The organism is Halorubrum sp. PV6 (assembly GCF_003990725.2).
In the GTDB taxonomy this organism is placed as follows: domain Archaea; phylum Halobacteriota; class Halobacteria; order Halobacteriales; family Haloferacaceae; genus Halorubrum.
Genome location: NZ_CP030064.1, coordinates 680401 through 703848, shown reverse-complemented (window position 1 = coordinate 703848; position 23448 = coordinate 680401). Strand labels below are relative to the sequence as shown.

The following is a 23448-nucleotide window of genomic DNA, read 5'->3' as shown; positions in this document are numbered from 1 at the left end:
GATGCGCCGCGTCGGCACCGTCGTCCGCACCGCCGGCGGCCTCGCCATCGCGCGCACGGCCTCGGAGACAGAGCCGCCGCGCATCGGGTCGTCCGTCGTCGACGAGTCGCTGGCGACGGTCGGCCGCGTCGTCGACGTGTTTGGTCCCGTCGAGCGGCCGTACGTGGCGGTGACGCCGAACGACGACGACCTCGCGGCGCTCGTCGGCGGCAAACTGTACGCCCGGTAACGCTGCTCGGCGCTATTTGAGCGCGGGCGACTCGCCCGGCTCGCCGTCGGCGCCCTCGTCCGGCGCGCCACTGTCGACGATTTCGAAGTCGGCGAGCGTCTTCGTCGAGCGGACGAGCCGCTCTGCGACGACGAGCTTCTCCATTTTGTCGAGGCGGTTCCACTCGAACTCCGGCGGCGGCGACTCCTCGAACGACTGAAACCGTTGGTACACCGCCTCGTTGACGAACCGCTCGAACGAGTCGCAGTTCGGGCACGTCACCGAGAGGTGCGAGGTGTCGAACTCGCGGCTCACGGTGTGTTCGAGACAGTTCAGACAGCGGTACGTCCGAGTTCGACTCATACCGAATGGTGGGACCGAACGCGCTAATACCTGCGGATAGCGGTACCGAAGGCCCGTATAAAACGGCGAAAAACGGAGCCGGCGCGTCAGAACAGCGCCGACGCGGCGGCCTCGGCGGTCTCGATGACCGGGCCGAAGCCGGGCAGGAGCAGCACCGTCGCGACCGCGGCGAAGACGACCGCCGCGTACAGGCCGGTCGGCCGCACGTCGATCGCGTCGAGCGCGCTCGACGACGCCGGATCGTCGATGAACAGCGCCTTCACGACCCGACTGTAGTAGTACAGCGAGATGACGCTGTTGACGGCGCCGACGGCCGCCAGCCACAGGAAGCCGTTGTCGATGGCGCCCATGAACAGGAAGTACTTCGAGAAGAACCCGGCGAAGGGTGGCAGGCCGGCGAGCGAGAACATGAACACGGCCATCGCCGTGGAGGCGACGGGCGCGCGCTTGGCGAGCCCGGCGTAGTCCTCGAAGGTCCGGCCGACACCCCACCGCTCCGCCATCGCGACGAAGAGGAACGCGCCGGTGTTCATAAAGCCGTAGACGAGCAGGTGCGCCATCGCGGCGCCCATCACGGCACCGTTCCCGCCGGAGCCCTGCGAGAGGGCCGCGACGCCGATGAGCACGTAGCCCGCGTGCCCGATCGAGGAGTACGCGAGCATCCGCTTGACCTCCTCTTGGACCGCCGCCGCGAAGTTACCGAGCGTCATCGTCACGGCCGCTAAGATCCCGAACGCGAGCACCCAGTCGATGGCGGGCGCTGCGCCCACCGGGAACGCCTCGGTGAAGAGGCGGAACGCGACCACGAACCCGGCCGCCTTCGAGGCGGACGAGAGGAACGCGCTCACCGGTGCGGGCGCGCCTTCGTACGCCTCCGGCGCCCAGAAGTGGAACGGCACGGAGGCGGTCTTGAACGCGACCCCGCCGACGATCATCACGATGCCGATGCCGGCGACGCCGGCGAGACCGTCGAGCGAGCCGATCCCTTCAGCGACGTCGGCGAACAGGAGCGACCCTGTCGCCGCGTACACGAGCGAGATGCCGAACAGGAATATCGCCGACGAGAGCGCGCCGACGAGGAAGTACTTCATCCCCGCCTCGACGCTCCCGCGGTTCTCCTTGAGGTAGGCGACGAGGACGTACGACGGCAGCGACACCATCTCTAAGGCGACGAAGACGACCGCGAGGGAGTTCGCGGCCGCGAGCAGCGCCATCCCGGTCGCCGCGAACACGACGAGCGAGTAGAACGCCGCCGGGCTCGGGTGGTCGTGGAAGTAGTCGTGGGCCGCGACGACGACGAGCGCCGTCACGGAGGCGAAGATGGCGGTGAAAAACAGCGCCATCGTGTCGACTTTGATCGCCTCGGCGAGCAGCGTGATCGGCTCGCCGCTGCCGGCGACGACCAGCCAGACGCTCGCCGCGAGCGCGGCCAGCGATCCGACGGCGCCGACGATCGCCATCGAGGTGTTCGACCGCGCGTCGGGACTGATCGTGTCGACGAGCAGCAGCGCGAGCCCCGTGAACGCGAGCAGGAGGACGGGGAGCAGCGCGACCAGGTTCGGTAGCGTGCTATCCATCGACGGTCACCCCCTCGACCACGGGGACGGCAGCATCACGGATCATCTCGAAGAAGATGTCGGGCGCGACGCCGAGCACGATGATCGCCACCAGAAGCACCGCGAGCGGGGCGACGTCGTGGAACGGCGCGGGACCGATGTCGTAGTCCGTTTCGATCTCGAAGGGTCCGAACAGCGTGCTCTGCATCGCCGACAGCAGGTAGCCGGCGACGATGACGATACCGAACATCGCGAGTGCCGTGAACACCGGCGCGTACGGCAGCGTCGGCGCGGCGAAGGAGCCGACGAAGATGAAGAACTCCCCGGCGAAGCCGGCCATCAGCGGGAGTCCCATGTAGCCGAACGCCCCGGCGACGAGGATGCCCACGGCGATGGGCATCCGGTCGGCCATGCCGGACATGTCGCCGACCATCCGGGTGTGCGTCGCGTTGTAGATGACGCCGACGGCCATGAACATCAGCCCCGAGATGAGGCCGTGTGCGACCATCTGGAAGGTCGCGCCGCCGACGCCGTACTCGGTGAACACGATCAGGCCGAGGATGACGTAGCCCATCGAGGAGACGGACGAGTACGCGACGATGCGCTTGAGGTCTTTCTGTGCCAGCGCCAACATTGCGCCGTAGATGACGCTGATGACGGCGATGGCCGCGATCGGCACCGCGAGCGCGGACGCCTGCTCGGGGAGCATCGTGAAGTTGAACCGGAGCAGCGCGTACGTCCCCATCTTCAGGAGGACGCCCGCCAGGAGCACCGACACCGGTGTCGGCGCCTCGACGTGGGCGTCCGGGAGCCACGTGTGGAACGGCACGATCGGGACCTTCACCGCGAACCCGAGGAACATCGCGAGGAACGCGAACAGCGCGATCTGTCCGCCGGCGATGCCGAAGAACTCACCGAGTCCGCCGTTGGCGATGGCCCCCGTGATCTCCGGCAGCGCGAACGAGCTCACGGAGTCGCCGAGCGCAAAGGTCAGCGACATGAACCCGATGAACATCAGCAGCGACGCCGCGTTCGTGTACACGAAGAACTTGATCGCGGCGTACTTCCGGCGCGGACCGCCCCAGACGCCGATGAGGAAGTACATCGGGACGAGGACGGCCTCCCAGAAGACGAACCACAGGAAGAAGTCCAGCGCGGTGAACACGCCGAGCAGATTCGCCTCCATGAACAACATGAGCCCGTAGAACTGACTCTGCCGGGCGTCGATCGGCGTCCACGCGCTGACGATTGCGAGCGGGACGAGGAAGGTCGTGAGGACGACGAGCGGGAGGCTGATCCCGTCCAGCCCGACGAACCACGACACGGTCCGTCCGCCGACTTCCAGCCACTCGACCTGCGTCGCGTACGCGATGTCGCCGCCCTTGAGTGCGTTGCCGGCGGCGTCGAAGCCGGACCAGAGGTACAGCGACCCGGCGAACGGGAGCAAACTTAACACGAACGCCAGCCGGCCGGCCCACGCGTCCGGGGCCAAGAGCACGAGGAGCGCGGCGACGAACGTCACGCCGATGAGCGCTTCAAGTATCATAGGAACCCTCCTTCGGTCAGGCCGAGGACAAGGATGAGCGCGACGAGCCCCAGCGTAAGCAGCATGGCGTACTGCGACACCACGCCGTTCTGGAGCCGCCGGACGCGACTCCCTCCGAAGAGGCTCACCGACGAGACGCCGTTGACGACGCCGTCGATGATGCCTTGGTCGAAGGTGTTTGCGCCGCCGGCCACGTCCTCAGTTCGATACGCGAGCCATACCTGCAGTTCGTCTAAGTAGTAGTTGTTGTACAGCACGTCTTTGATCCCGCCGAGCTTCGCCGTGTGTTCCGTCGGCGACGGAACGTTGTAGAGCCGCCAGGCGACGCCGAGGCCGGCCAGCGCCAGGCCGAGCGAGACGGCCGCGCCGGCGAGCACCGTGCCGACCTCGCCGCCGACGAGGTACTGGCTGCTGTACGGCCCGATGTCTCCGTAGTGGTGCGAGGAGAGTCCCTCGATCCCGCCCCACTCGTTGTCGAGCCACAGGTGGAGGAAGTCGATCCCCTCGAGTCCCAGGACCTTCTGGACCGGCACCATGTTGATGAATCCGGTCACGACCGCGAGCGACCCGAGGACCGTCAGCGGCCCCTTCACGTTCCAGCGAACGGGTTCGGGGTCGCGTGCGGTGTCGCTCCGGGCCTCACCGTGGAAGGTCAAGAACACCATCCGGAAGGTGTAGAAGGCCGTGACGGGCACCGCGAGCAGCCCCATCAGGTAGCCGCCGAACAGCAGCGGTTCGCCGGGCGCGTGAACGAGCGCCTCGTAGAGGATCTCGTCTTTCGACCAGAAGCCGGCGAACGGGAAGATGCCGGCGAGCGCGAGCGACCCGGCGAGGAAGGTGTAGTAGGTGACGGGCATCTTCGATTTGAGCCCGCCCATGTCCCACATGTTCTCGTTGTGGTGCATGGCGATGATCACCGCACCGGCACCGAGGAACAGCAGTGCCTTGAAGAAGGCGTGCGTGGTCAGGTGGAAGACCGCGGCCACGTACCCGCCCGAGCCGAGCGCGAGCATCATGTAGCCGTACTGCGAGATGGTCGAGTACGCGAGCACCTGCTTCAGTTCGTCTTTCACGAGCCCCATCGTCGCCGCGAACAGCGCGGTAAAGCCGCCGATGAAGGCGATTACCGCGAGCGTCGTCGGCGTGAGGGCGTAGAACCCGTACATCCGCGCGACGAGGTAGACGCCGGCCGCAACCATCGTCGCGGCGTGGATGAGCGCGGAGACGGGCGTCGGGCCCTCCATCGCGTCGGGGAGCCAGGTGTGAAGCGGGAACTGTGCGGACTTCCCGACGACACCGCCCAACACGAGGAGCCCGACGACGGTGAACCACGTTTGGACGCCGACGCCGCCGGGAGTCCATGCGAGCGATCCCTCACCGGCGAGCGCCGCCTCGGCGAGCGCCGGGAACGATTCCGGACCGCCGAACTGCGCCGTCCCGAACGTCGCGAGGACGGCGACGACGCCGATAAGGAAGAAGTAGTCACCGAAGCGGGTGACGAGGAACGCCTTCTTCGCCGCCGACGGCGGGCCGGGCTCGCGGAAGTGGAACCCGATGAGCAGGTACGAACAGAGTCCGACCAGCTCGAAGAACATGAACGCCATCAGCAGGTTGTCGGCGACGACGAAGCCGAGCATCGACGCCGTGAACAGGCCGAGTCCGGCGTAGTACCGGGGGAGCCCGGTCTCGCCCTCGTCGTTCATGTAACCGAGCGAGAACACGTGGACGAGCATCGCCACGAGCGTAACGATGACGAGCATGAGCGCCGACAGCGGGTCGATCAGGATGCCGAAGGACAGCTCCACGTCCGTCGGGCCGATCCCGCCGCCGCTTGCCCACGTGTAGAGCGTGCGGTTCGCCGCCTCCCCGCCCGCGACGGACGCGAGTACCCACAGCGAGAGCAGGAACGAGCCTGCCGTCGCCGCGATACCGCCGAACGCGCCGCCTTTCGGGAGGTACTTCCCGACGCTGAGAGCGACGAGGAACGAGAAGAACGGGAGGAGAACGATCGCCGGAACGTACGAAAACACATCAATCATGTTACCATCTCATCTCCGTTGGAACGGTGACGTCGGTGACGCCGAAGTTGCGGTACAACACCAGGATGATGCCGATCCCGATCGCGACCTCGGCAGCCGCGAGCGCGATGACGAACAGCGCGAACACCTGCCCCGTGAGGTCGCCGTAGTACAGCGCGAACGCGACGAAGTTGATGTTCGCGGCGTTCATCATGAGTTCGACGCTCATGAGGAAGTACAGCGCGTCACGACGCGTGAGCACGCCGAACAGACCGATACAGAACACCCCAGTGGCGAGCAGCAGGTACCACTGGGGCGGGATCGACGACGCGACGGCCGTCATTGCCGGTCACCTCCGTCGCGACCGCCGTCGGTGAGGGCGGCACTAACTGCAGAGACGATGGAGCCGTCTTTCTCGCGTTTCGCCAGGTAGACCGCGCCGTCAACGGCCACGTCGAGCGCGACCGCCGCGATCAGGAACGCCGCGAGGAACCCTTCGGACGGCACCGAGCCGAGTTCGTACTCGCCGAGGTTGAACAGGGCGTACCCGATGTTGTGGACGATAGACGCGTCCGCCGGGAACGCCGCCATCTCGGCGCTGAACTCGGCCGAGAGGACGGTAAACGCCATCACCGCGAACAGGAGCCCGACCGTAAGTGCGGGTACGAGACGCCCGCCGCGCCGCGTTTCATCGTCACTCATGCACTATTCACCTCCGTTTTCGTGTCCGATCGCGTGAGCATCACGGCGAACGTGACGAGAATCAGCACCCCGCCCACGTAGACGAGGATCTGCATGGCGGCGATAAACTCCGCCTGCAGCATCACGTAGTGAACCGCAACGCTCGTGAGGGCACCGCCCAGAAGCAACGCGGCGTGGAACACGTCGCGCGCCAGGACGACCCCGAGGGCGAACGCCAGCGTGACCGCGGCGAACAGCCCGAACGCGATGGTAGGATAAACCATTGTGTTTGTCTCCTATGAGAACCCCTTTGAAGATTTCGAGACGCGCCCGCTACTGGTAGTCGACCTCGCCGTCTCCCTCCCCGATCCACGCGCCGCGATCGGGGTTCCGGGACTCCAGCGGGTCGATTCCCTTGTACCACGGGACGTTCTTGAGCTGTTCTTTGTTGAACACGAAGTCGTCTTTCGTGTCCGCGGTGAACTCGAAGTTCTGCGTCAACAGGATGGCGTCGACGGGGCAGACCTCCTCACACAGCCGACAGTAGATACACTGGCCGATGTGGAGGTTGTACTGCTCGCCGTTTCGCTGGTCGTCTTGGACGATCTGGATGGTGTCGTTCGGGCAGACGTTCTCACACTGCCGACACCAGATGCACCGTTCCTGGCTGAACTTGTGAACGCCGCGGAACCGCGGGCTCACGTCGGGCGCGTCCTCGGGGTATTCCACCGTGAACGTCGTCCCGTCCAGCGCGTGTTTCATCGTCGTCGCCATGGATTTCATCAGTCCAATCATATTACGCGATCACCCCCACGATTACGGCCGTGAGCACCAGGTTCGCGAACGACAGCACCAGCATTCCTTTCCAGCCGATCTCGATCAGCTGATCGATCCGGACGCGGGGAATCGCCGCGCGGGCCCACTGCGTGAACAGGAAGAAGCCCCAGACCTTCACCACGAACCAGATGAAGCTGATGCTCTCCGGACCCGGACCGGACGCCCCGCCGAGGAACACCACGGAGAGGATGGCCCCGCCGAGGAAGATGTGGACGAACTCGCCGAGGTAGAACAGCACGAAGTACGCCGAGGAGTACTCGGTCTGGTACCCGCCGACAATCTCGGTCGGCGCCTCGGGGATGTCGAACGGGTTCCGCCCGATCTCCGCCATGTTCGCCGTGAGGAACAGCACGAACGCGAACGGGTTCACGAACGCGTACCACGACGGGATGTCGAACCCGGCGATCGTCACGAGCGTCTCGGTCTGTGCCCCGACGACGCCGCTGATCTGGAGCGTCCCCGCGAAGATCACGACCGACATGGCCGTGACGATGAGGGGGATCTCGTACGCGAGGTTCTGTGCGACCGCGCGGAGCCCGCCGAGAAGCGAGTACTTGTTGCTCGACGCGTAGCCCGCCATCACCAGCGAGACTGAGGCGATGGAGGCGAACGCGAACACCAGCGCCAGCCCGACTTCGGGGTCCGCGAGGTGGATGTTCAGCGGGCCGATCTGTCCCATCGGAATCACGGAGAAGCCGAGCAGCGCCGACGCCGGGAGGATTATCGGGGCGATGTCCCACGTCGGGCGGTCGACGCCTTCGGGGATGATGAGCTCTTTCGCCAGCAGCTGAACCGACGCGGCGGGGATGATGAGCAGCCCGAACGGCCCGATCCGGTCGACCGCGATGCGGTCGGTGAACGCGGCCGTGATCTTCCGTTTCGCCCACGGTCCGGCGACGCCGGAGAAGGCGAGGATGATACTGGCGACGACGGTCGCTCCGATAAGGGAGCTGACGATCTCGGCGAGGAGCCCCTCGACGCCGACCGCGTTAGCGAGGAACTCGGGGAACAGCTGTGCGGGCACCGCGCCCATTAGCGGTCCACCTCCCCGAGAACGATGTCGAGGCTACCGAGGGCGGCGACCACGTCGGGGATGTACTCCCCGTTCGCCATCTCCGGCAGCGTTTGGAGGTTCGAGAAGCAGGGCGACCGGATCTTGAACCGCGCCGGCTTGTCGGTGCCGTCGGCGCGGATGTAGATACCGAGCTCGCCCTTTGCGCCCTCGACGGCACGGTAGATTTCGGTGTCGTCGTCCGGGCGGAGCGTGCGGGGCACGTTCGCCTGGATGTTGCGCTCGTCTTCGGGCCAGTCTTCGAGCAGGTCGATGCACTGCTCGATGATCTTCGCGGACTCTTCGACCTCGCGCATCCGGACGAGCAGCCGGCTGAAGTTGTCACAGCCCTCCTCGGTGACGACGTCCCAGTCGAGTTCGTCGTAGTAGCCGTACGGGTCGTCACGACGCAGGTCGTAGTCGACGCCCGAGCCGCGGGCGACGGGGCCGGTCGCACCGTAGTTTTTCGCGACATCCGGCGGGAGCACGCCGGTGTCGATCGTCCGCATCTGGAAGATCTCGTTCGAGGTGATCAGGTTGTGGTACTCCTCGACGGACTCCGGGAGCTGGTCGAGGAAGTCGCGCGTCTTCGAGAAGAACTCCTCGCGCGGCTCCGGCAGGTCCCAGACGACGCCGCCGAGCCGGAAGTAGTTGAACATCAGGCGCTGACCCGTCAGGTCCTCTAAGAGGTCCTGTACGCGCTCGCGGTCGTTGATGGCGTACATGAACGTCGCCGTGAAGTCGCCGTTGATGTCGAGCGCGAACGTGGCGAGCGCGAGCATGTGCGCGGCGATCCGGCACATCTCCGCGCCCATCGTCCGGATGACCTGCGCGTACTCGGGGACCTCGATGTCTGCAAGGTCCTCGGCCGCGCGGGCGTACGCCCACTCGTTGAGCAGCCCCGCCGAGATGTAGTCCCAGCGGTCCGGGTACGGCATGATCTGGTGGCGGTAGGTCCCGGACTGTGCCATCTGCTCTTCGCTCCGGTGGAGGTAGCCGATGTCGGGCTCGACGTCGACGACCTGCTCGCCGTCGAGGACCGTCTTCAGGTGGAGCACCCCGTGAGTCGCCGGGTGGTGCGGCCCGATGTTGAGGAACATCGTGTCGGACTCGGCGTCCTTGTGGTGTTCCTCGAGCGGGTTCGCGTGCTCCGGCAGCGTGGCGATCTGCGGCCGGTCTTTGTCGTAGTCCATCGACAGGGGGTGTCCCTGCCAGGTCTCCGGCAGCAGGATCCGGCGGAGGTCGGGGTGGTCGTCGTACTCGATGCCGATCAGGTCGTACGCCTCTCGCTCGTGCCAGTCGGCGGTACGGAAGACGGGCTCGGCCGACTCCGAGACCGGGTTGTCCTTGTCGGCGGGCACGACGATGCTGACCTCTTGGGTCGGGTCGTCGTACTTTTTTAAGTGGTAGATCGACTCGTACCGGTTTTCGTACTCCTGTGCGGACACGACCGAGAGGTGGTCGTAGCCCGCCTCCTGTTTCAGCGTCGAGAGCGTCTCCTGGACGGTGTCCGGGCGGATGACGAAACCGGGGGCGTTCAGGTGGTCGTCGCGGTCGACGACGAGGTCGCCCAAGAGCGCCTCCAGTTCGTCCGGAGTGCGCTCGAGGGCGCCGTCGTCGACGGGGTCTTGTCGTTCGAGGCTCATGGCGAATCAGCGAAGTTGTACCGCATGACGAGTTCGTCGTCGTCTATCTGGTCGGCGAGCTTGTCGACGAGCTCGTCGCGTTCGAGGTCGGAGAACTCCTCCAGTTCGTACGGCTTGACCGTCACGGGGGCGGCCTCGCCGTTGGCGACGCGCTCTTGCAGCTTCACGACGCCGTAGACGAGCGCTTCCGGACGGGGCGGGCAGCCGGGGACGTGAATGTCGATCGGGATGACCTCCTCGGCGCCTTTGATCACGTTGTACCCCTCCTGGAACGGGCCGCCGGAGATGGTACACGAACCCATGCCGACCACGAACTTCGGCTCGGGCATCTGGTCGTAGACGCGCTTCATCCGGGGGGCGAACTTCGAGACGATCGTCCCCGGAACGATCATCACGTCGGCCTGTCGCGGCGAGGCGCGGGGGACCCCCGACCCGAAGCGGTCAAGGTCGTGTTTCACCGCGTAGGTGTGCATCATCTCGATGCTGCAGCAGGCGATACCGAACTGCAGCATGAACATCGAGGAGCCGCGACACCAGTTCAGGAACTTGTCGAACTTGGTGAGGATGAACGGCGAAGAGCCGAACGCCTCGCGGAGGCGGGAGTTAAACCGGTCTCCCTGCCCGGTCATCCGGGCGTCCCGCGTCTCGGTCACGACTTGCGATTCGTCGGTGATGAATGGTTGATCGCTGCTCATTAGTTGAGGTCACGCTCCGTCTTTCGGTTTGTCGCGCGCGGACTCCGCGCCCAGCTGATGGCGCCGGAGCGCCACGCCCAGACGAGTCCGACGGCGAGGATGCCGACGAACGCCAACATCGGCCACAGCAGGTCGATCATCGGGACGCCCGCGCTGATGGCCGGGCGGTAGATGACGGCCCACGGGAACAGCAACACGGTCTCGATGTCGAACACGACGAACAACAGCGCGACCATGTAGTACTGAATGTTGAACCGGATCTTCGTCCCGCCGGTCGGGGTTTCGCCGGACTCGTAGGTGGTACTTTTACCGGTCTCAGGCACGCTTGGTCGGAGCAACGCCGACACTGTCATCATCGCTATCGGGATGAGCAGGCCGACGACCGCCAAGGCGCCAATCGCTATCCAATCGCTCATATAGGTCTCCGTAACGTCCGAGGGTTTGAACCGCCCCCTCATAAGCGTTGAGTCTTCACCGCAACGAACCCAACGTCACCGAAAACGGCACCGAACGGGACGGCGCGTCGGTCACCGCTCGCCGCCCCGGTACGCTCGCCCGGAGTTACGCGTCGTCGCGCTCGCTGAATCCGGCGAGCCCGCGGTCGTGGAGGGCCGCCGAGACGTCGGCGACGCCGGCCTTCTGGTCCTCGTGGAGGGCGACCAGTCGGTCCTCAACGGTATCGTGTTCGCGCGCGATGACCTGCGCCGCCGACAGCGCGGCGTTGTACGATTTGCCGGCGTCGACCGCGACGATCGGGGCGCCGGTCGGCATCCCGATCACCGAGTCGACCGACTTCTCTTGGACGGGGACGCCGATCACCGGGATCGGGTACGCGATCGACGCGGTCATGTTCGGGAGGTCGGCCGACTTCCCACCCGCGCCCGCGATCACGATATTGAGCCCCCGAGCCGCGGCGGTCTCCCCGTACGCGTACATCAGATCGGGCGTCCGGTGTGCGGAGACGACGTAGCTCTCGTAGGTGAATCGCTCAGCGGGCGCCTCGTCGAAGTCGGTCTGCTCTGCGAACCCGAGGTCGTCGAGCGCGTCGTACGCCCCCTCCATGACGGGGAGATCCGAGTCGGACCCCATGATGATCCCCACGTCGGGGGTCGTCGCCGGGTCGGCGTCGGCCGCCGCCTCTGCGTCGAGTCGATCGATAAGATCCTGAACCGTGGTCATGGACGTGAGTGACGCGAGCGAGGGTGTAAATCGTGACGGTCTGTGAGTCGGCCGGCTACTCGCTGATAAATGTCAACTCGTCACGGAGGGCCCGCGCTCGCGAGAGCAGCGCGTCGCGGTCCGACTCGCCGGCCGTACCAGCATCGCTGTCGTCCACGAGCGTCGCCGTCAGATGCCCCATCTTCCGGAGCGGTCGCACGTCGGCTTTGCCGTACCAGTGGAAGTCTGCCTCGGCCGCCTCCAACACCGCGTCGACGTTTCGCAGCGTCGCGGACTGGGTCTCTTCGACGTCTCCGAGCACGTTCGCGGTGACCGAGGGCGCGACGAGGTCGGTCGGTCCGAGGGGCCACCCGAGCACGGCGCGAACGTGGTTCTCGAACTGGGAGGTGCGCGCCCCCTCGATCGTCCAGTGACCGGAGTTGTGCGGGCGGGGGGCGATCTCGTTGACGAGCACCTCGCTGTCGCGGGTCTCGAACAGCTCGATCCCGAAGACGCCGCGGCCGTCGAGCACGCCGAGCACGTCGCGAGCGACCGACTCGGCCTCGGCGACGATGGCGTCGTCGGTGCGGGCCGGCGCGACGCTCTCGCGGAGGATCTCCTCCCGGTGGATCGTCTCGGTGACGGGGTAGGTCCGGATCTCGCCGTCTGTCCCTTTTAACCCCATCACGGCGATTTCGCGCTCGAAGTCGAGGAGTTCCTCGGCCATCGCGGCGCCGCCGATCTCGTCGAGCGCGTCGGCCGCGTCGTCGGGGTCCTGCACCGGAACGTTTCCGCGGCCGTCGTAGCCGCCCTCGCGGGCCTTCAGCATGACGCCGCCGTACTCTTCGACGACTCGTTTGAGCCCATCGGCCGTGGCGGTAGCGACGAACTCGGGGACCGGGATTCCCGCGTCGACCAGCGCCTCCTTCTGGACGAGTTTGTCCTGGATGGTGCGGAGGGTGTCCGGGTCCGGATGGACCGGCACGTCGTGGTCGGCGGCCGCCTCGGCCAGCAGATCCGGGTCGGCCAACTCGATCTCGAATGTGAGGGCGTCGACTCGGCTCGCCAACTCGCGGATCGCCTCGGGGTCGTCGAACCCCCCGACGATCTGGTCGCTGACGACGGGACTGGCCGGGCAGTCCGGCGTGGGGTCTAACACGACGACTTCGACGCCGAGCCGCGCGACCGACTCGCCGATCATGCGCCCGAGTTGGCCGCCGCCGACGATACCGAGCGTGGGTCCCGGCAGGGTGACACTCATGCGCGCCGCTACCGGACGTTACTGCATAAATATTCCCACATTGGGCGGGTGAATGTGCACATTCGTGGACAACAGCGCCGCCACCGGCTCCCTCAGGGAGCGAGTTCGACCGCCGCGAGATCGCTTTCTACCTCCGCGACGAACTCGTTGTACGCCTCGATGAATCCCCGGACCGCGTCGGCGTGTTCGCGCACGTCGACGGCCGACGGGGCCTCGTACTGCGAGAGCAGGTAGAGCCCGCCGGAGCCGCCCACCCGGAGGTACGAGACGGCGCCTTCCTCCCACTTTAACTCCCACCGGTCGCCGTCGACGCGGGCGGTGAAGGTGCCGTAGTCGTCTCCCTCGTATCGGTAGATCTCGCCGGCCATGACCGAGGCGGCCTCGCGGATCGCGTCCAGCACGCGGTCGCGCTCGGCGACGAGGCCGTCCGTCGAGGCGGGCTCGGGGAAGTCGACGTGGACGTCGTCTAAGACGCCGGACAGCGAGTCGACCCACTCGTTCCACGCCGCGACGAAGTTCGCGTAGTCGCCGAGCGCGGCCGACAGGTCCGCTGGCTCGGGCGGCTGTTTCGTCGAGATGACGTACACGTCGGAGCCGGATTTCGGTGAGAACAGCAGGAACTCCAGTTCGCCCGCCTCGTGTTTGACCGTCCAGGTCCCGCCCGGCGTCGACAGCTCCTGGCGGCCGTAGTCGCCGCCCTGCAGCCGCGCGAGTTGGTAGGCGATCGTCCCGGCGTGGTCCCGGACGGCCGCGACGAGGTCGTCGCGTCGGTCGGCGACCGCGTCCGTGTCGCGCACGTCGAGATCGAGTCCGAGGTCGGCGGATGTCACGGGCGTACTGGGCGCCTCATCCGGTTAACGAGTTCGGGTCGGAACCATGGTGGACCGTCGTCGCTCCTCACGCGATCGACGACCGAATCTCCCGGATTCGCGGCGGCTCGTCGACCCCCGATCGCACGACCACTGCAAACACCTCGTCGCCGTCCGGGACAGGAGCGTCGCCGCTTAGGATCGCGCCCGATCCGGTCTCGTCGGCGAGCCACCGCCGGCCGTCGGCGATCGCCTCGCGGTTGAGCCACGCCGGCGGGCCGCCGACAACGAGCAGGGTCCGATCGGCTCGGCCCTCGGGGACTTCGCTCGTGTTCTTCCCGCGAGCGGCCTTCCGGATCGTCGTCTCTATCGCCGAGACCGCGGCGCTCGTGTCGACCTCGGCCGGCTCCGAGGAGCCGAACAGTCCGAGGCCGAACCGAGACCCGGAATCGGGGGGTTCGACCGCCTGCGTCGCATGACCGATGACCGCGATCTCCCCGTCCGACCCCACCGCGCGGGCCACGTCGCTCGCGTCGAGCACCTGCTGGGGCGTCGAGTCCGCGTCGTCCGCCTCGCCGGCGCCGAAGAGCGCCGCGAGCCGCGTCGCGAGGACGCCGTTCAGTCGGTCTCGGGCGTCGGCGATGTCCTCGCCCGGCCGGATCCACGCGGCGTTGTCGAAGGGAAAAATCGCCGCACAACGGTCAGAGAGCGCGTTCAGCGTCCGGGCCGCGTTCTGCTCGGCCAGCGGGCGGTCCGGGGTGCGACGCTCGGGGTCGTCGCCCGCGGACCGCGGCGCGTCGGGGTCGTCGGGCGCAGACTCGTCCGGGGTCGGCAGGAGGCCGACGGCGTAGACCGGCGTGTCGTACAGCCGGGTCAGTTCGTCCGCCAGCGCAGGCGCGACTCCCGCGCCCGCACCCCCGCCGACGCCGACGACGAGCACGAACGCCTCCGCGAGCGACGGCTGCTGGTCGTCCATCGCCCGGCTGAGTTCGCCGGCGTGCGCGTCGCCCAGCCGGCGGGCCGCGTGGAGGTCCCCGTCGAGTCCGCTCCCGGCGGCCGCGTCGCCGAAGCGGTACCGCCGCGACTCGCCGACCGACTGGAGCGCGTCGAGCGCGGCGGCGTCGGTGTCGAACGCGTTGACGCCGTGCAGGAACCGGTCCCCGTCGCGGTCGGCGGCGAGTCGGTCGACGACCCGGCCGCCGGCGCCGCCGAGACCGATGACGTGTACACGCATACGTCACCCCGGTCGTCGAGCGAGGGTTTATATATTCGCAAAGCCGCCACCGCGGGCCGAGTCGGTCGTCGCGTCGGGCGGGGGGTCGGTCAGAACTCGTCGAGTTGCCGCTGTCCCCGCGACAGTTCTGGGCCGGGGTCGTCGACGTCGCCGCCGAGGAGCCGTATCAGGGCGGTGTTGGCGAAGGTGAGCGCGAGCACGAGGATGATCGGCGCGAGGAACAGCCCGTGGAAGCCGAAGACGACCGGCCCGAAGATGTACGCGAGCATGAGCAGCCCCACGTGAGTGGCCTTTCCGCTGAAGTACGGCCGGAGGACGATATCGGGGATCGTGTCAACGACGATGGCGGCGACGACGAGGAACCCGGCGACGTAGACGAGTCCGGTGAGTTCGTTGCCGAGGACCGAGGGAACCGCGGTCGCCGCCGCGAGCGGGATGTACACGATCTTCATCCCGATGACCGGAATGAGGCTGGCCACGCCGGTGAGCGCGCCCGCGAGCGCCGGGTACGGCACCTCCACGATTTCGGGCGCGATCATGTTGTAGCCGGTGTACGTCACGACGGCGATGATCGAGATGGCGATGACGTTGAGCAGGTTCCCGTACAACACCGCCTCCAGCTCGTCGTCGGCCGTCTCGAGGTACTCGCGGACGACCGCGTCGTCGTCGAAGGTCAGGAGCCACTCGTGGAACTTCGAGCCGTCGAGAAGCAGGTAGTAGGTGACGACGACGGTGATCACGAGGTTCAGCGTGAGCCCGGAGAGGGTACTCGCCAAAATCGACGCCTGTTCGGACACGAAGTCGATGAGCGGGTCGAGCTGACCGGACCGGTAGGCCTGCAAGACGCCGTCGAAGGTGGGGTTCGAGAGTTCGGCCAAGTCGCCGACCCACGAGTTTTCGGCGCCGACCGTCTCTGCGACCGGATACTGCTCGATGAACCGGCGCGCTTCCACGATCAGAAGCACCACGGTGTAACTCAACAACGCGATGAGCGGAACCCCGACCAACGACAGCGAGACGGCCGCCCTGACTCTTGCGGGGAGCCGGAAGCGTTCGAGCCGGTGGTAGAGCCGTCGCGTGGAGTAGTAGAGGAAGACCGCGACGGTGAGCGGGGCGACGAACCGGTAGGCGATGAACCCGACGAGCGCCGCGATGACGAGTCCGAAGAGGGCGATGACCAACCGCTTTTCGTCCATAGCGGCCTCTCTCAGTGATTCGTCATAAACTATGTGGGCTCGATCCGCGCGAGCGAGCGCGTCACTCGGCCTCCTCGGCCGTTCCGGCGTCGTCGACAGAGGGACCGGAGCCGGTCTCGGCCGCCCCCTCCGCGTGCCGGTCGACCGCGCGCTCGAAGCGCGCGACCTGCTCGCGGTGGAGCGAGTGGATCATGTCGGCGAGGAAGCCGAAGATCAGCAGTTGGATGCCGAGGATCGCCGACCCCACGGCGCCGATGGCGATTATCTCGTGGGTGGCGCCGAACACGAGCCAGCGGTAGAGGACGTACGCGGTCAGGGCCGCCCCGGTGGCCGTCGAGAGGACGCCGAGGCTCCCGAAGTAGAACAGCGGGTTGTTCGTCTTCGCCTTCCGGTACAGTTCGATGAAGATGACGCCGCCGTCGCGAACGGGGTGGAGGTTGGTGGCGGAGCCGCCGGGCCGCTCGCGGTAGGTTATCGGGACGACCGTCACCGACTGCTGGTTTTTCACGCACTCGACTGCCATCTCCGTCTCGATGCCGAACCCGTCGGCGGTGAGGTGGAGCCTGTCGAACGACTCGCGGGAGAACGCGCGATACCCGGAGAGGATGTCTCGGTAGGACTCGCCGTGGATGACGCGGAACGAGAGGTTGATGATCCGGTTCCCGATCTGGTTCAGTCGCGTCATGGCACCCGGCCGCATGTCGGCGAACCGGTTCCCGATGACGTGGTCGGCCTCGCCGTCGACGAGCGGCGCCAGCATGGCGTCGACGTCGCTCGCGTCGTAGGTCGCGTCGGCGTCGGCCATCACGACGTACGGCGCGTCGATGTGGCTCCGAACCGCCTCCCTGACGGCCTGTCCCTTGCCGCGTCCGGACTGTTCGACCACGCGCGCTCCCGCCTCGCGGGCGGCCGCCTGCGTCCCGTCCGTCGAGCCGCCGTCGATGACGAGAATCTCGTCGAGGCCGACCTCGCGGAACGACTCGACGACGCGCGCGACCGTCTCGACCTCGTCCATCGTCGGAAGCAGGACGCAGACGTCGTCGTAGTCGCTCATTACCGGGGTGATATCAGGCGAGTCGCTAAACTCTGTCCCTCTGTGTCGTGGCGGTCCGTCGAAACCGACGGACGCGCACAGCGCGTGAGGGCCGCGGACACCCATACGCTCATGTAGCAGACGGTCGATCGTGATAGCATGGCACATCCACTCGGGGCCGACGGCGACGAACTGCTCAGCGCGGCGCGAACCGCCACGGGAGACGAGCTGCGGAGCCTCACGTACTTCACGGAGGAGGCGGTCGAACAGCTGTACCTCCGAAACGACCTGAGCCGGACGGCCGACCTCGTCGGCTTCGCGGAGAGCGAACGACACGGGTTTCACGCGCAGTCGCTGTACGCCGACACCCAGCTTGGCGCGTACAAGTTCACCGTCCGCGTGTTCGAGAACGGGTACCTCACGCGCGTCATCGCCAACGGTCACGGCGTGTGGGTGACCACCGATTCGATGGACATCGACCGCTTCGAGGAGTTGGCGAGCGCGCTCGCGGCGATACTGCGCTCGTTCGACCCAGCGTAGTCGACGGCAGTCGCCCTCGCGCCGTCGACGCCGGTTGTTTCGGCGACGCTGATGTCGGCCGTCTACATCGGCGACGCTGATGTCGGCCGCTTCGGCGTATCAGAGCCGGGCGATTAGGTATTTAAACCGGCAATGAGGAGTTAAAAGCGAACCGCTCGGTATTCAAACCGGACCTCCTCGTCGAGCGCGGTCGGCGTCGACCGCGAGGCTCACTCGAAGTGGCTCTGCATCTCGGGCACCAGCTTGTCGGGGTCGACCGGCTTCGTCACGTAGCCGTTTGCGCCGGCTTTCACCGCCTCCATCATCTTCTCCTGTTGGTCCACGCTCGTACACATCACGATCACGGCGTCCGGCCAGCGCTCTTTGATCGCGGCGGTGGCCTCGATACCGGTCATCTCCGGCATGACGACGTCCATCGACACCGCGTCCGGCTCGTACGCCTCGAAGAGTTCGACTGCCTCCGCACCGTTTTCTGCCTCGCCGACCACCTCGAAGGGGCCCTCCAGCGCGTCCCGGACGACGGTCCGCTGGAACGAGGAGTCGTCGACGACGAGTACCCGTTCGGTCATGTCAAGCGCTCGGGCGCTGACCGGCATAAGCCCCCGGATCGATCACGTGTCCCAAGTCGGCTCCCCGTCGACCGCCATACACCTTGTATATCGAGCGAGACGTATAATGAACATAGGAACAACGTTAAGGTGTGTCCAGCGGTACTGGCGGTCATGGAAACGCGGAAAGTCCAGCGGTTAGGGCCATCGACCCTGGCGATGACCCTCCCCGCCGAGTGGGCGAAGGAGCACGGCGTCAACAAGGGCGACGAGGTGTCTCTGCGGATGGGCGGAAAAGGGACGCTCACGGTGCTTCCGGAGTCCGTGAGTACCGAGGAGTCGGAAGCGGTGATCAACGCGGACGGCCTCGACGCGCAGTCCCTCGAACGCGCCGTCGTCGCGCAGTACGTCCTCGGCCGGCGCGTGATCCACGTCCGAAGCGAGGGGACGCTCGACAGCGCACACATCAACGCGGTTTATAAAGCCGAGACGCAGTTGATGGGGCTCGGCGTCATCGAGGAGACGCCTTCGGACATCTCGATCCGGTGTTCCGTCGACCCGGAAGACTTCACCCTCGACAACCTGCTCGAACGGCTGGAGAACACGGGCTCGACCATGCGCGGGGAGGCCGTGAAGGCCCTCGCGCACGGCAACCCGGACCTGGCACAGCGCGCGCTCAACCGGGAGCGGCAGGCGAACAAGATCTTCGTCCTCCTGCTCCGGCTGATCTTCACGGCGTACCAGAACCCCAACCTCGCCCGTGCGGTCGGATTAGAGGAGGGGTTCCCCCTCATCGGCTACCGCTCGGTCGCGAAGAACCTCGAACTGACCGCCGACAACGCGGAGGACATCGCCGACATCGTGATGGAGGCGGACGGCCACACCCTCGACGTCGACAGCGCAACGATGCGCCAGATTCGGGAGTTCACCGACCAAGTCGACGACCTGACCGCTCTCGCCGTCCGGGCGGTCGTCGAGCGGGACTACGACCTCACCGTCGAGTGTCGGGAGCTGTTCGCGCGGCTCGAAGACCGCGAGCAGGAGATCCTCGGGGAGCTCCCGAGCGAACTCGACAACGACACGCTGCTGATGACTCGCGAGGTGCTTGTCAGTCTCCAGCACACCGCCGAGTACGCGATGCGGAACGCCGAGATCGCGGCGAACCTCGCCCTGAACGAGGAGTCCGAACACGTCGAGATCATCTGAGGCGCCGCCGCGCCCCCGCGTTCGTATGAACTAAGTGGCCACCCGCTAAGCGTCAAGTATGAGCGAGGCATCCATCGAGTCTGACAAGGAGATCGGCGTGGCGCTCGCGTTGGGCGCGGTCGCGGTCGTCGGCGCCGTCGTGATGTTCGGCCACCCGGAGCAGTTAGGGAAAGCCTGGGGGTTCGGCGCGGCGCTCGTGTTCGCCCTCTGTTCGGTCGTCGCGGTGCAGGTTTTCGACTGAGCGCGGGTCGGACGAGAAACCGTTAATAACGTTTGTCGCGTACCTTCTGTGTATGAGCGAGTACACCGAGGAAGAGCAGCGCATCCTCGCGTACCTCACGGACAGCGTCACCCGTGGCGAGCGGTACGTCCGCTCGAAGACGATCGCCGACGCCATCGGCCTCACCGCCAAGCAGGTCGGCTCCAGACTCCCGCGACTCGCCGAGAAGTCCGACGACGTGGACATCGAGAAGTGGGGTCGCGCGCGGTCGACGACGTGGCGCGTGACGCCGCAGGGCTGAGTTCGACGCGACTCCCGGCGATTCCGGTTTTGCTTCGACCGTTCTGTGGTTTCCGAGCGATCCGCGGCGGCCGCGCTCGCGCGACTCGCGTGGTTTTAACCCCCCCAGTCCCAACAGGAATCGTATGACCGTCCGAGTCTCCCGGACGTTCGAGTTCGATGCGCCCGCAGCGGACGTATGGGCGTTCATCTCGGACGCCGAGCAGCGCGCAGGGGCGATAAGCGTCGTCGACACCTTCGAGGTACACGGCGACGGACGAGCGACGTGGCACGTCGCGCTCCCGATCCCGATGATCCGGTCGACCATCTCCGTCGACACCGAAGAGATCGAACGCGACCCGCCGCGCCGCGTGAAGTTCGTCGGGAAGTCGCGCGCGTTCCGCGTTACCGGAGAACACACGATCACCGAGAGCGACGACGGCTGTCGGCTGGCAAACGAGTTCGTGGTCGACGGGCGGCTTCCGGGCGTCGAGTCGTTCTTCAAGAGCAACTTCGGCGAGGAGTTGGACAACTTGGAGGCGGCCCTCCGCGCGTCGCTCGGACGCACGGCATGAGGCTCGCCTGCGTCCAGCTCGGCGTCGAGGGCGGTGCCGTCGCGAAGAACGTCGCCGCCGCGCTCGACGCGGTGCGCGACGCGGCCGCCGCGGGAGCGGACCTGGTCGTCCTCCCGGAGCTGTTCGACGTGGGATACTTCGCGTTCGACGCCTACCAGCGCGCGGCCGAGAGCCTCGCCGGCGACCGACTCGGCCGCTTCGCCGCGGTCGCCGCCGAGGCCGGCGTGAACGTGCTCGCGGGGACCGTCGTCGAGGACCTCGCCGCATCGGCGGCGGACGGGATCGCGGTCCCGGCCGACGACGGGCTCGCGAACACCGCGGTGCTTTTCGACCGAGACGGGGAGCGCCGGCTCGTCTACCGGAAGCGCCACCTGTTCGGCTACGGCTCCGAGGAGACCGACAGAATGGTCCCCGGCGACCGGGTGCCAGTGACGGAAATCGAGGGGGTGTGCGTCGGCGTGACGACCTGCTACGACCTCCGGTTCCCGGAGCAGTTCCGGCAGATGGTCGACGCCGGCGTCGAGTGCGTGCTGGTGCCGAGCGCGTGGCCGTACCCCCGCGTCGAACACTGGCGGACGCTCGGGCGGGCGCGAGCGATCGAGAACCTCTCGTACGTCGCGGCGGTCAACGGGAGCGGCGCGTTCGACGGCGACGCGCTCTGCGGCCGGACGACCGTGTACGACCCGTGGGGAACGACGATGGCGTCGGCGGGCGAGGCGCCGGCGACGGTGACCGCAGAGGTCGACCCCGCCGAGGTCGCGACGGTGCGCGAGGAGTTCCCCGCGTTGCGGGACCGACGGTAACGCCGGACCGTCTCATTTATACCGGAGAAGTGTATAGACAAACTTGCCGAAGTCCGACGCTTTTCTCGTTGGGGTTCGGTGACAAAACCACGCGCCCGTCCCGACCACTCGGGCGGCGACGCCGGTGACAGCCTGGGGGTCCGCTGTTCGGCCGCCGCCCGCCCGCCTCCCGTCGTTCGAAGTTCGCTTCGCCTTCGCCACAACCGTCGTCCGCCTCTCTTCGCCGCCTCCCTTTCCGTGCGCTCTCTCGAACGCCGCCTGCATCGACCGAGCGGCGTCGCCAATCGTCGCGCGTGCCGATGGAGACGACCACCCGCCCGCCGGACGAGAATCAATCGCGATAATGTGAGCGATAGCTACTTAGGCCGATCGGGACTGCAATCACACGCCGCGGACGAAGTCGGCCGGCCCCACCCCGTTCTCGGACGGGCCGGCCGGAGACTCGCTTCCACCGTCCGTCGTCCGTTGGCGTTCGGGCTCGGGTAACCTGCTCCCACACCGTACCCGATCCCCATTCTACGACGCGACCGACGTTCGCCGAGAGGCGTCGCCGCCCGCCCGAGGCGAAGCGCAAGGACAAAACCCTCGGATATCGAACCGACGGTCGAATGTTCCCCCGCGAGTACCGCGGCGTCGCCTTCGTCGTGGGCCTCTTCCTCGTCGTCCAACTGGGCGCGCTGGCCCTGGTGCCGGAGTTCGCCGAGAGCGGCTATCAGGCGGTCGAAAACCCCGATAATCCGACGAACAGCGTCGTCTACATCCTCGCGATCATCGCCATGACCGGGGTGATGCTCGCGGCGTTCCGCTACGACCTCGATCAGGGGATCAGGCTGCTCATCGTCGGGGTCTCGGCGTGGCTCTCGTGGTACGTCTTCTCCGCGCTCGTCTCGCCGCTCGCGGCCGCGGTCCCGGCGGCGGCGGTCGGCGTCGCCCTCCTCGTCTACCCCGAGTGGTACGTGATCGACGCCGCGGGCGTGCTGATGGGCGCCGGCGCGGCGGGGCTGTTCGGCATCTCGTTCGGGCTGTTGCCAGCGCTGCTCCTGTTGGGCTTTCTGGCGGTGTACGACGCGATATCGGTGTACGGGACCGAACACATGCTGTCGCTCGCGGAAGGCGTCATGGACCTGAACATCCCCGTGGTGCTCGTCATCCCGCTTTCGGTGTCGTACTCGCTGCTCGACGCGGAGCCAGACGACGGCGAGTCGGGAGCGGGCGACGCGGTGGCAGACGGCGACTCCGCAAGCGACGATGCCGGCGACGCGGACAGCGACGTCACGGATCCGACCGACATCGAGGACCGCGACGCGTTCTTCATCGGCCTCGGCGACGCCGTGATCCCGACGGTGCTGGTGGCGAGCGCGGCGACGTTCTCGCCCGCGGCCGCCCTCTCCGTCCCCTTCATCGGCCTCAACCTCCCGGCGCTGCTCGCGATGGTCGGCAGCCTCGGCGGGCTGTTGGTGCTGATGAGTTGGGTGATCAAAGGGCGGCCACACGCCGGGTTACCACTCTTAAATGGAGGCGCGATCGGCGGCTACCTGATCGGTTCCGTCGTCGCGGGCGTCCCCCTCGTCGAGGCGGCCGGCATCGCGGGCTTCCTCTAGGGGACGCCTCCTAGAACAGACCCGTTCCTCACCCGAGTCGCTTCAAAGAGACCAGCGCCGTCGGGATCACGATCGGAATCGTGAGAATCGCGCCGGTGATCACGACGAACGGCGCGACTGCGCCGACCGGGTACGCGAGCACGTCCACGGCCAATAGGTTGATCGTGTTCACCGCAACCGCGTACGCCACCAGCGTGAGCGTCACGATCGTCGCGAACACGCCCCCGACGACGACCGCGGGATGTGGATCGCCGCCCGCGTGCGCCGCCGATTCCCCGTTCATCCGCCATCAGCCACCATATAGTATTGTATATATTGCGTATTAGTATAACTATTACTTTCGCCGTTGCACGACCGACAGGAGCGAAAAACAGCGACTCGGGC

The 23448-nt window shown here is 66.8% G+C and carries 29 protein-coding genes; 8 read left to right on the top strand and 21 right to left on the bottom strand.

The window, feature by feature from the left end; genetic code table 11:
- The first annotated feature begins 1 nt into the window (after position 1).
- Positions 2-229 carry a Gar1/Naf1 family protein gene (locus DOS48_RS17280; protein ID WP_127116935.1) on the top strand — a complete coding sequence of 76 codons (228 nt, stop codon included), beginning with the start codon at positions 2-4 and terminating at the stop codon, positions 227-229.
- Positions 230-241: 12 nt separating this feature from the next.
- Here the strand turns inward: DOS48_RS17280 and DOS48_RS17275 are convergent, their stop codons facing one another.
- The 18 genes from DOS48_RS17275 to aglJ all read right to left on the bottom strand — a co-directional run bounded on the left by DOS48_RS17275 (position 242) and on the right by aglJ (position 17313).
- On the bottom strand, positions 242-571 hold the full coding sequence (locus tag DOS48_RS17275) for a hypothetical protein (protein ID WP_127116934.1): 330 nt from the start codon (positions 569-571) through the stop codon (positions 242-244).
- A gap of 86 nt (positions 572-657) precedes the next feature.
- Positions 658-2148, bottom strand: coding sequence for an NADH-quinone oxidoreductase subunit N (locus DOS48_RS17270; RefSeq protein ID WP_127116933.1), 1491 nt, complete (start codon positions 2146-2148; stop codon positions 658-660).
- Positions 2141-3673: a NuoM family protein gene (locus DOS48_RS17265; protein WP_127116932.1), complete on the bottom strand. Its 1533-nt coding sequence runs from the start codon at positions 3671-3673 to the stop codon at positions 2141-2143. The genes DOS48_RS17270 and DOS48_RS17265 overlap by 8 nt, the downstream gene beginning before the upstream one ends.
- Positions 3670-5712, bottom strand: a complete 2043-nt coding sequence (nuoL, locus tag DOS48_RS17260) for an NADH-quinone oxidoreductase subunit L (protein WP_127116931.1) — start codon at positions 5710-5712, stop codon at positions 3670-3672. Before nuoL ends, DOS48_RS17265 begins: the two co-directional genes overlap by 4 nt.
- Before the next feature lies 1 nt (position 5713).
- A complete protein-coding gene (gene nuoK / locus DOS48_RS17255) occupies positions 5714-6034 on the bottom strand; it encodes an NADH-quinone oxidoreductase subunit NuoK (protein ID WP_127116930.1) in 321 nt (106 codons plus the stop codon).
- Positions 6031-6393 (bottom strand): NADH-quinone oxidoreductase subunit J, encoded by a 363-nt coding sequence (locus DOS48_RS17250; protein WP_127116929.1) that lies wholly within the window; start codon positions 6391-6393, stop codon positions 6031-6033. The genes nuoK and DOS48_RS17250 overlap by 4 nt, the downstream gene beginning before the upstream one ends.
- Entirely contained in the window at positions 6390-6656 is a 267-nt protein-coding gene (locus DOS48_RS17245) for an NADH-quinone oxidoreductase subunit J (protein WP_127116928.1), read from the bottom strand. The genes DOS48_RS17250 and DOS48_RS17245 overlap by 4 nt, the downstream gene beginning before the upstream one ends.
- Before the next feature lie 49 nt (positions 6657-6705).
- Positions 6706-7167 (bottom strand): NADH-quinone oxidoreductase subunit I, encoded by a 462-nt coding sequence (locus DOS48_RS17240; protein WP_127116927.1) that lies wholly within the window; start codon positions 7165-7167, stop codon positions 6706-6708.
- Between the two features lies 1 nt (position 7168).
- Positions 7169-8242: an NADH-quinone oxidoreductase subunit H gene (locus DOS48_RS17235; protein ID WP_127116926.1), complete on the bottom strand. Its 1074-nt coding sequence runs from the start codon at positions 8240-8242 to the stop codon at positions 7169-7171.
- Entirely contained in the window at positions 8242-9906 is a 1665-nt protein-coding gene (locus DOS48_RS17230) for an NADH-quinone oxidoreductase subunit D (RefSeq protein WP_127116925.1), read from the bottom strand. Before DOS48_RS17230 ends, DOS48_RS17235 begins: the two co-directional genes overlap by 1 nt.
- Positions 9903-10601, bottom strand: a complete 699-nt coding sequence (locus DOS48_RS17225) for an NADH-quinone oxidoreductase subunit B (protein WP_006113007.1) — start codon at positions 10599-10601, stop codon at positions 9903-9905. The genes DOS48_RS17230 and DOS48_RS17225 overlap by 4 nt, the downstream gene beginning before the upstream one ends.
- Positions 10601-11017, bottom strand: a complete 417-nt coding sequence (locus DOS48_RS17220) for an NADH-quinone oxidoreductase subunit A (RefSeq protein ID WP_127116924.1) — start codon at positions 11015-11017, stop codon at positions 10601-10603. The genes DOS48_RS17225 and DOS48_RS17220 overlap by 1 nt, the downstream gene beginning before the upstream one ends.
- 145 nt (positions 11018-11162) lie before the next feature.
- A complete protein-coding gene (purE, locus tag DOS48_RS17215) occupies positions 11163-11780 on the bottom strand; it encodes a 5-(carboxyamino)imidazole ribonucleotide mutase (protein WP_127116923.1) in 618 nt (205 codons plus the stop codon).
- Between the two features lie 55 nt (positions 11781-11835).
- Positions 11836-13020, bottom strand: a complete 1185-nt coding sequence (locus DOS48_RS17210) for a 5-(carboxyamino)imidazole ribonucleotide synthase (RefSeq protein ID WP_127116922.1) — start codon at positions 13018-13020, stop codon at positions 11836-11838.
- Positions 13021-13112: 92 nt separating this feature from the next.
- Positions 13113-13850 (bottom strand): hypothetical protein, encoded by a 738-nt coding sequence (locus DOS48_RS17205; protein ID WP_127116921.1) that lies wholly within the window; start codon positions 13848-13850, stop codon positions 13113-13115.
- A 67-nt stretch (positions 13851-13917) separates the two neighbouring features.
- Complete coding sequence (locus DOS48_RS17200; protein WP_127116920.1) at positions 13918-15063, bottom strand: cell division protein FtsZ; 1146 nt, start codon at positions 15061-15063, stop codon at positions 13918-13920.
- An 89-nt stretch (positions 15064-15152) separates the two neighbouring features.
- Positions 15153-16259 (bottom strand): AI-2E family transporter, encoded by a 1107-nt coding sequence (locus DOS48_RS17195; protein ID WP_127116919.1) that lies wholly within the window; start codon positions 16257-16259, stop codon positions 15153-15155.
- Positions 16260-16320: 61 nt separating this feature from the next.
- Positions 16321-17313 carry an S-layer glycoprotein N-glycosyltransferase AglJ gene (aglJ, locus tag DOS48_RS17190; protein WP_127116918.1) on the bottom strand — a complete coding sequence of 331 codons (993 nt, stop codon included), beginning with the start codon at positions 17311-17313 and terminating at the stop codon, positions 16321-16323.
- A gap of 138 nt (positions 17314-17451) precedes the next feature.
- Here aglJ and DOS48_RS17185 point away from each other — a divergent pair, with 138 nt between their 5' ends.
- The gene (locus DOS48_RS17185) at positions 17452-17832 is read left to right on the top strand and encodes a hypothetical protein (RefSeq protein ID WP_127116917.1); all 381 of its coding nucleotides are present in this window, start codon (positions 17452-17454) and stop codon (positions 17830-17832) included.
- A gap of 209 nt (positions 17833-18041) precedes the next feature.
- On the opposite strand, the gene DOS48_RS17180 is transcribed toward DOS48_RS17185, so the two are convergent.
- A complete protein-coding gene (locus tag DOS48_RS17180; protein WP_127116916.1) occupies positions 18042-18401 on the bottom strand; it encodes a response regulator in 360 nt (119 codons plus the stop codon).
- Between the two features lie 153 nt (positions 18402-18554).
- Between DOS48_RS17180 and DOS48_RS17175 the strand changes: the two genes are divergently transcribed.
- From DOS48_RS17175 to DOS48_RS17155, 5 genes are all read left to right on the top strand, one after another.
- The gene (locus DOS48_RS17175; RefSeq protein WP_127116915.1) at positions 18555-19586 is read left to right on the top strand and encodes a phosphate uptake regulator PhoU; all 1032 of its coding nucleotides are present in this window, start codon (positions 18555-18557) and stop codon (positions 19584-19586) included.
- Positions 19587-19644: 58 nt separating this feature from the next.
- Positions 19645-19827, top strand: coding sequence for a hypothetical protein (locus DOS48_RS17170; RefSeq protein WP_127116914.1), 183 nt, complete (start codon positions 19645-19647; stop codon positions 19825-19827).
- Between the two features lie 52 nt (positions 19828-19879).
- Positions 19880-20107: a hypothetical protein gene (locus DOS48_RS17165; RefSeq protein ID WP_007998354.1), complete on the top strand. Its 228-nt coding sequence runs from the start codon at positions 19880-19882 to the stop codon at positions 20105-20107.
- A 124-nt stretch (positions 20108-20231) separates the two neighbouring features.
- Entirely contained in the window at positions 20232-20660 is a 429-nt protein-coding gene (locus tag DOS48_RS17160; protein WP_127116913.1) for a CoxG family protein, read from the top strand.
- Positions 20657-21463: a nitrilase-related carbon-nitrogen hydrolase gene (locus DOS48_RS17155; protein ID WP_127116912.1), complete on the top strand. Its 807-nt coding sequence runs from the start codon at positions 20657-20659 to the stop codon at positions 21461-21463. Before DOS48_RS17160 ends, DOS48_RS17155 begins: the two co-directional genes overlap by 4 nt.
- A 12-nt stretch (positions 21464-21475) precedes the next feature.
- Here DOS48_RS17155 and DOS48_RS17150 read toward each other — a convergent pair whose 3' ends face one another.
- Complete coding sequence (locus tag DOS48_RS17150) at positions 21476-21727, bottom strand: hypothetical protein (protein ID WP_127116911.1); 252 nt, start codon at positions 21725-21727, stop codon at positions 21476-21478.
- 344 nt (positions 21728-22071) lie between these two features.
- Between DOS48_RS17150 and DOS48_RS17145 the strand changes: the two genes are divergently transcribed.
- Positions 22072-23064 (top strand): presenilin family intramembrane aspartyl protease PSH, encoded by a 993-nt coding sequence (locus DOS48_RS17145; protein ID WP_127116910.1) that lies wholly within the window; start codon positions 22072-22074, stop codon positions 23062-23064.
- A gap of 28 nt (positions 23065-23092) precedes the next feature.
- Here DOS48_RS17145 and DOS48_RS17140 read toward each other — a convergent pair whose 3' ends face one another.
- Complete coding sequence (locus DOS48_RS17140; RefSeq protein WP_127116909.1) at positions 23093-23347, bottom strand: hypothetical protein; 255 nt, start codon at positions 23345-23347, stop codon at positions 23093-23095.
- Between the last annotated feature and the right edge of the window lie 101 nt (positions 23348-23448).

Excerpts from the sequence above, each read along its gene's own strand:
- DOS48_RS17280 (WP_127116935.1), top strand. The coding sequence starts at position 2 with ATGCGCCGCGTCGGCACCGTCGTCCGCACCGCCGGCGGCCTCGCCATC.
- DOS48_RS17275 (WP_127116934.1), bottom strand. The coding sequence starts at position 571 with ATGAGTCGAACTCGGACGTACCGCTGTCTGAACTGTCTCGAACACACC.
- DOS48_RS17270 (WP_127116933.1), bottom strand. The coding sequence starts at position 2,148 with ATGGATAGCACGCTACCGAACCTGGTCGCGCTGCTCCCCGTCCTCCTG.
- DOS48_RS17265 (WP_127116932.1), bottom strand. The coding sequence starts at position 3,673 with ATGATACTTGAAGCGCTCATCGGCGTGACGTTCGTCGCCGCGCTCCTC.
- nuoL (WP_127116931.1), bottom strand. The coding sequence starts at position 5,712 with ATGATTGATGTGTTTTCGTACGTTCCGGCGATCGTTCTCCTCCCGTTC.
- nuoK (WP_127116930.1), bottom strand. The coding sequence starts at position 6,034 with ATGACGGCCGTCGCGTCGTCGATCCCGCCCCAGTGGTACCTGCTGCTC.
- DOS48_RS17250 (WP_127116929.1), bottom strand. The coding sequence starts at position 6,393 with ATGAGTGACGATGAAACGCGGCGCGGCGGGCGTCTCGTACCCGCACTT.
- DOS48_RS17245 (WP_127116928.1), bottom strand. The coding sequence starts at position 6,656 with ATGGTTTATCCTACCATCGCGTTCGGGCTGTTCGCCGCGGTCACGCTG.
- DOS48_RS17240 (WP_127116927.1), bottom strand. The coding sequence starts at position 7,167 with ATGATTGGACTGATGAAATCCATGGCGACGACGATGAAACACGCGCTG.
- DOS48_RS17235 (WP_127116926.1), bottom strand. The coding sequence starts at position 8,242 with ATGGGCGCGGTGCCCGCACAGCTGTTCCCCGAGTTCCTCGCTAACGCG.
- DOS48_RS17230 (WP_127116925.1), bottom strand. The coding sequence starts at position 9,906 with ATGAGCCTCGAACGACAAGACCCCGTCGACGACGGCGCCCTCGAGCGC.
- DOS48_RS17225 (WP_006113007.1), bottom strand. The coding sequence starts at position 10,601 with ATGAGCAGCGATCAACCATTCATCACCGACGAATCGCAAGTCGTGACC.
- DOS48_RS17220 (WP_127116924.1), bottom strand. The coding sequence starts at position 11,017 with ATGAGCGATTGGATAGCGATTGGCGCCTTGGCGGTCGTCGGCCTGCTC.
- purE (WP_127116923.1), bottom strand. The coding sequence starts at position 11,780 with ATGACCACGGTTCAGGATCTTATCGATCGACTCGACGCAGAGGCGGCG.
- DOS48_RS17210 (WP_127116922.1), bottom strand. The coding sequence starts at position 13,020 with ATGAGTGTCACCCTGCCGGGACCCACGCTCGGTATCGTCGGCGGCGGC.
- DOS48_RS17200 (WP_127116920.1), bottom strand. The coding sequence starts at position 15,063 with ATGCGTGTACACGTCATCGGTCTCGGCGGCGCCGGCGGCCGGGTCGTC.
- DOS48_RS17195 (WP_127116919.1), bottom strand. The coding sequence starts at position 16,259 with ATGGACGAAAAGCGGTTGGTCATCGCCCTCTTCGGACTCGTCATCGCG.
- aglJ (WP_127116918.1), bottom strand. The coding sequence starts at position 17,313 with ATGAGCGACTACGACGACGTCTGCGTCCTGCTTCCGACGATGGACGAG.
- DOS48_RS17185 (WP_127116917.1), top strand. The coding sequence starts at position 17,452 with ATGGCACATCCACTCGGGGCCGACGGCGACGAACTGCTCAGCGCGGCG.
- DOS48_RS17180 (WP_127116916.1), bottom strand. The coding sequence starts at position 18,401 with ATGACCGAACGGGTACTCGTCGTCGACGACTCCTCGTTCCAGCGGACC.
- DOS48_RS17175 (WP_127116915.1), top strand. The coding sequence starts at position 18,555 with ATGGAAACGCGGAAAGTCCAGCGGTTAGGGCCATCGACCCTGGCGATG.
- DOS48_RS17170 (WP_127116914.1), top strand. The coding sequence starts at position 19,645 with ATGAGCGAGGCATCCATCGAGTCTGACAAGGAGATCGGCGTGGCGCTC.
- DOS48_RS17165 (WP_007998354.1), top strand. The coding sequence starts at position 19,880 with ATGAGCGAGTACACCGAGGAAGAGCAGCGCATCCTCGCGTACCTCACG.
- DOS48_RS17160 (WP_127116913.1), top strand. The coding sequence starts at position 20,232 with ATGACCGTCCGAGTCTCCCGGACGTTCGAGTTCGATGCGCCCGCAGCG.
- DOS48_RS17155 (WP_127116912.1), top strand. The coding sequence starts at position 20,657 with ATGAGGCTCGCCTGCGTCCAGCTCGGCGTCGAGGGCGGTGCCGTCGCG.
- DOS48_RS17150 (WP_127116911.1), bottom strand. The coding sequence starts at position 21,727 with ATGCAGGCGGCGTTCGAGAGAGCGCACGGAAAGGGAGGCGGCGAAGAG.
- DOS48_RS17145 (WP_127116910.1), top strand. The coding sequence starts at position 22,072 with ATGTTCCCCCGCGAGTACCGCGGCGTCGCCTTCGTCGTGGGCCTCTTC.
- DOS48_RS17140 (WP_127116909.1), bottom strand. The coding sequence starts at position 23,347 with ATGAACGGGGAATCGGCGGCGCACGCGGGCGGCGATCCACATCCCGCG.